The following is a 3,788-nucleotide window of genomic DNA, read 5'->3' as shown; positions in this document are numbered from 1 at the left end:
CCAATGTCTACCCCGCGTTCATGTCGGGCGGGCAGCAGCAGCGCGCTGCCATCGCGCGCGCCTTGGCGATCAATCCGCGCGCGATGCTGTTTGACGAACCGACCTCGGCGCTCGACCCGGAGCTTGTGGGCGAGGTGCTGGGCGTTATCCGGGGCTTGGCGGCAGAGGGGCGCACCATGATCCTTGTCACACATGAAATGAAATTCGCCCGCGAAGTGGCCAGCCATGTGATCTACTTGCACAATGGCCGGATTGAGGAAGAAGGCCCACCGGAGGAATTGTTCGGCAATCCGAAATCGGATCGGCTGCAACAATTCCTGCAAACCGTCGGATAGGCGCAACCGGGTTAGCCGCGTTCCGCACCGATTTGACCAGAAAAACCGGGATAACCCGGAGTGACCACCAACAGACCAAGGAGAGAACCATGAAGAAGATCATTTTGACGGCGATTGCAGCCGCCCTGCTCGGCACGGGTGCAATGGCGGAACAGGTGAAAGTCGGGATCGCATCGGAACCCTATCCGCCCTTTGCCTCCCCGGATGCGGCGGGCAACTGGGTCGGCTGGGAAGTCGATATGATCAAGGCCGTTTGTGCGGCGGGAGAGATGGATTGCGTAATTACCCCGGTGGCATGGGATGGCATCATCCCCTCGCTGACCTCGGGGCAGATTGATGCGATCATGGCCTCGATGTCGATTACAGATGATCGGATGAAGTCGATTGATTTCTCGGACAAATACTACAACACGCCAACGGTCATCGTTGCGGCCAAAGGATCGGGGATCACCCCGACTGCCGAAGGATTGAAAGGCAAGGTTATCGGGGTTCAGGTCTCCACGATCCATCAGGATTATGCCCAGACCCATTTCGGGGGTGACGCTGAAATCAAGCTGTACCAGACCCAGGATGAGGCCAATCAGGACCTCGTTTCCGGGCGGATTGATGCGACCGAAGCGGATAGTATCGCCTTGGATGCCTTCCTGAAATCCGATGCGGGGGCTTGCTGTGAAGATGTCGGCGCGGTTGCGGATGATCCGGCTATCCTTGGCTTGGGCGTTGGTGTTGGTCTGCGCAAAGGCGACGATGCGTTGAAGGCGAAATTCAATGCAGCGATTGCGAAGGTGATCGCGGATGGCACCTATGAAAAGATCTCCAAGCCGTACTTCGCGTCCTCGATCTACGGGGGTTGAGCGTTGCTGGAAGCGCTGCTGAACGCGTTTCCAAATCTTGCCCTTCTGGCCTGGGATCCTCCGGGCTGGGGGGCGAACCTTGGGCGCGGTCTGGCGAATTCGCTTCAGATCGCGCTGGGGGCTTACGCGCTTGGCTTGGCTATCGGCACCGGCGGCGCGTTTGGCAAGCTTTACGGTGGTCCCATGACGCGCGACCTGCTGGCGATTTACACCACTGTCGTCCGCGCCGTACCGGAACTGGTGCTGATCCTGATTCTCTATTTCGCGGTCACCGACCTTGTTAATCAGGGTCTTGTGTCCTTCGGCTATGACCGCATCCAGATTTCCGGGGTTGCAGCGGGGATCGCGGTTCTGGGCGTGGTTCAGGGTGCATATTCGGTGGAGGTGATCCGGGGCGCCATTCTTGCGGTGCCTTCCGGACAATTGGAGGCGGCACGCGCCATGGGTATGCCGCCCGGCAAGGCCGCATGGCGCATCACTTTGCCCCTGATGCTGTCGAACGCCATTCCCGGCCTTGCGAATCTGTGGTTGATCGCCACCAAGGATACGGCGCTTCTGGCCATTGTCGGCTTTGCGGAACTGACCTTGCAGACCCGGCAAGCGGCGTCCTCCACCAAGGCGTTTCTGACCTTCTTTCTGGCGGCGGGCTTGCTTTATCTGATGGTTACGCTGGTTTCGACCGCGATTTTTGGTCGGATTGAGAAATGGGCGCGGCGCGGCCAACGCAGCGGGGGGGCCGGTCAATGATTGAGCTCGAAACCCCGACCCGCTTCTGGCAGACCCACCGCATCGTGATGGCGGCGATTGCGGCGGTTGTCGTTTTGGCCTGCATTTTGCTGTTGCGCTGGGATTGGTTGCCCAAATACCTGCCGCTGATCGGCGAAGGCATCTGGCGCACGCTCTGGCTCTTGGTCATCACGTCGTTTCTGGGGTTCTTCATGGCGATCCCGCTGGGTTTGGCGCAGGCGGCCGGCCCGTGGTATCTTGCCATGCCTGCCAAAGTGTTCTGCACTGTCATTCGCGGCACGCCGCTTTTGCTTCAGCTTTGGCTGTTGTATTTCGGGCTTGGCTCGCTCTTTCCGCAGTTCCCCGCGATCCGCCAGTCCGAACTCTGGCCCTATCTGCGCCAAGCTTGGCCCTATGCCATCGTCGCATTGACCTTCTCCTTCGCGGGGTATGAGGGCGAAGTGATGCGTGGCGCGTTCAAAGGCGTTCCCGGTGGGCAACTGGAAGCTGCCCGCGCGATGGGGATGCCCCGTTTCACCATCCTGCGCCGGATATGGTTGCCCTTGGCGATCCAGCGTGCCCTACCGACTTTGGGCGGCGAAACCGTGCTGCAACTCAAGGCGACACCTTTGGTCGCGACGATTACGGTGGTCGATATCTACGCGGTAGCCTCCCGCGTTCGGCAAGATACGTTCATCGTCTATGAGCCGCTTTTGCTGCTTGCCGTCGTCTATATGGTGATCACCGGGGTCATCGTTCTGGCCTTCCGCTGGTTTGAACATCGCGTGCCGTCGCGCGTGGCATAAAGGCGCACCCGCCGCGAAGCGGCGCGGCCCAACCTTGAGGCGACACGGGGGCTTGCCCCCCGTGTCAACGAATGGCGGGAGTTGCCCCTGGCGGGTTCTGCGCGTTGCAGGAAAACGGAACGAATGTGCTGGCCATGCCTTCATTCATCGACAAAATCGTCAGCACATCCACCAGCTTGATTTCCTCCGGCGTGACGGGGCAAATCTCCATCTCCTGATCGCAGCCTCTGTCGAGAAAGCTTTGATGCTCGGTCAGAAATTCAGGCCGGATACCTGTCATATCGTGGGTATCGCGCACCCAATCCCATGCCTCCGAATAAAGTACGCATTTCCGGGCGGTCCAGTCCTGCCCCAAAGCAGCATCCGCTGACAGCAGCGTCATAGCGATCAGCAAAGCGCGTTGAATCAAGTCACAGCATTCCCGGCAACACCTGATCGGGGGGGCGGTGACCATCGGCAAAGGTCTTGATGTTGATGATGACCTTTTCACCCATTTCCGCGCGTCCCTCGACCGTGGCAGACCCCATATGCGGCAGCAGCACGACATTGGGCAATTCGCGCAGACGGGGGTTCACCTCATGCCCATGCTCGAACACGTCCAGACCAGCGCCTGCGATTTCCCCGGCGCGCAAGCCACGGGTCAGCGCGTTTTCGTCAACCACCTCACCGCGCGAGGTGTTCACGATCACCGCAGTCGGCTTCAGCAATTTCAACCGCCGCGCGTTCATCAGATGGAAGGTTGACGGCGTGTGGGGGCAGTTGATCGACACCACATCCATCCGGCTGACCATCTGGTCAAGGCTTTCCCAATAGGTAGCGCCCAACTCCTGCTCGGTCTCAGGGCGCAGGCGTTTGCGGTTGTGGTAATGGATCTGCATGCCAAAGGCCGCAGCGCGCCGCGCCACCGCCTGCCCGATGCGCCCCATTCCCAGAATCCCCAGCCGTCGCCCGCCAATCCGCCCGCCCAGATGCGCCATCGGCGCCCAGCCTTGCCAGTTCCCCGCCTGCATTTCCGCCAACCCTTCGGGGATTTTGCGGGTGACAGCCAGGATCAGCGCCAGCGTCAT

At 60.3% G+C, this 3,788-nt stretch carries 6 protein-coding genes; 4 read left to right on the top strand and 2 right to left on the bottom strand.

All coding sequences use genetic code 11. From position 1 onward, the window contains the following. From L0H65_RS16140 to L0H65_RS16125, 4 genes are all read left to right on the top strand, one after another. Positions 1-335 (top strand): ATP-binding cassette domain-containing protein (locus L0H65_RS16140; RefSeq protein ID WP_301460168.1); only part of this gene is annotated, 335 nt, incomplete at its 5' end. Positions 336-424: 89 nt separating this feature from the next. Continuing rightward, positions 425-1,189, top strand: coding sequence for a transporter substrate-binding domain-containing protein (locus L0H65_RS16135; protein WP_301460166.1), 765 nt, complete (start codon positions 425-427; stop codon positions 1,187-1,189). Positions 1,190-1,192: 3 nt separating this feature from the next. Next, positions 1,193-1,936, top strand: coding sequence for an ABC transporter permease (locus tag L0H65_RS16130; RefSeq protein ID WP_301460164.1), 744 nt, complete (start codon positions 1,193-1,195; stop codon positions 1,934-1,936). Continuing rightward, the gene (locus L0H65_RS16125; protein WP_301460162.1) at positions 1,933-2,721 is read left to right on the top strand and encodes an ABC transporter permease; all 789 of its coding nucleotides are present in this window, start codon (positions 1,933-1,935) and stop codon (positions 2,719-2,721) included. The genes L0H65_RS16130 and L0H65_RS16125 overlap by 4 nt, the downstream gene beginning before the upstream one ends. A 64-nt stretch (positions 2,722-2,785) precedes the next feature. On the opposite strand, the gene L0H65_RS16120 is transcribed toward L0H65_RS16125, so the two are convergent. Together L0H65_RS16120 and L0H65_RS16115 are read right to left on the bottom strand one after the other, a co-directional pair. Further along, complete coding sequence (locus tag L0H65_RS16120) at positions 2,786-3,130, bottom strand: hypothetical protein (RefSeq protein WP_301460161.1); 345 nt, start codon at positions 3,128-3,130, stop codon at positions 2,786-2,788. Position 3,131: 1 nt separating this feature from the next. Beyond that, a partial coding sequence (locus L0H65_RS16115) for an NAD(P)-dependent oxidoreductase (RefSeq protein WP_301460159.1) occupies positions 3,132-3,788 on the bottom strand: 657 nt, incomplete at its 5' end.

The organism is Pseudorhodobacter sp. (assembly GCF_030452865.1).
Taxonomy (GTDB): Bacteria; Pseudomonadota; Alphaproteobacteria; order Rhodobacterales; family Rhodobacteraceae; genus Pseudorhodobacter.
Note: the sequence above shows the minus strand (reverse complement) of the source record. Positions and strands in the feature narration are given on the sequence as shown.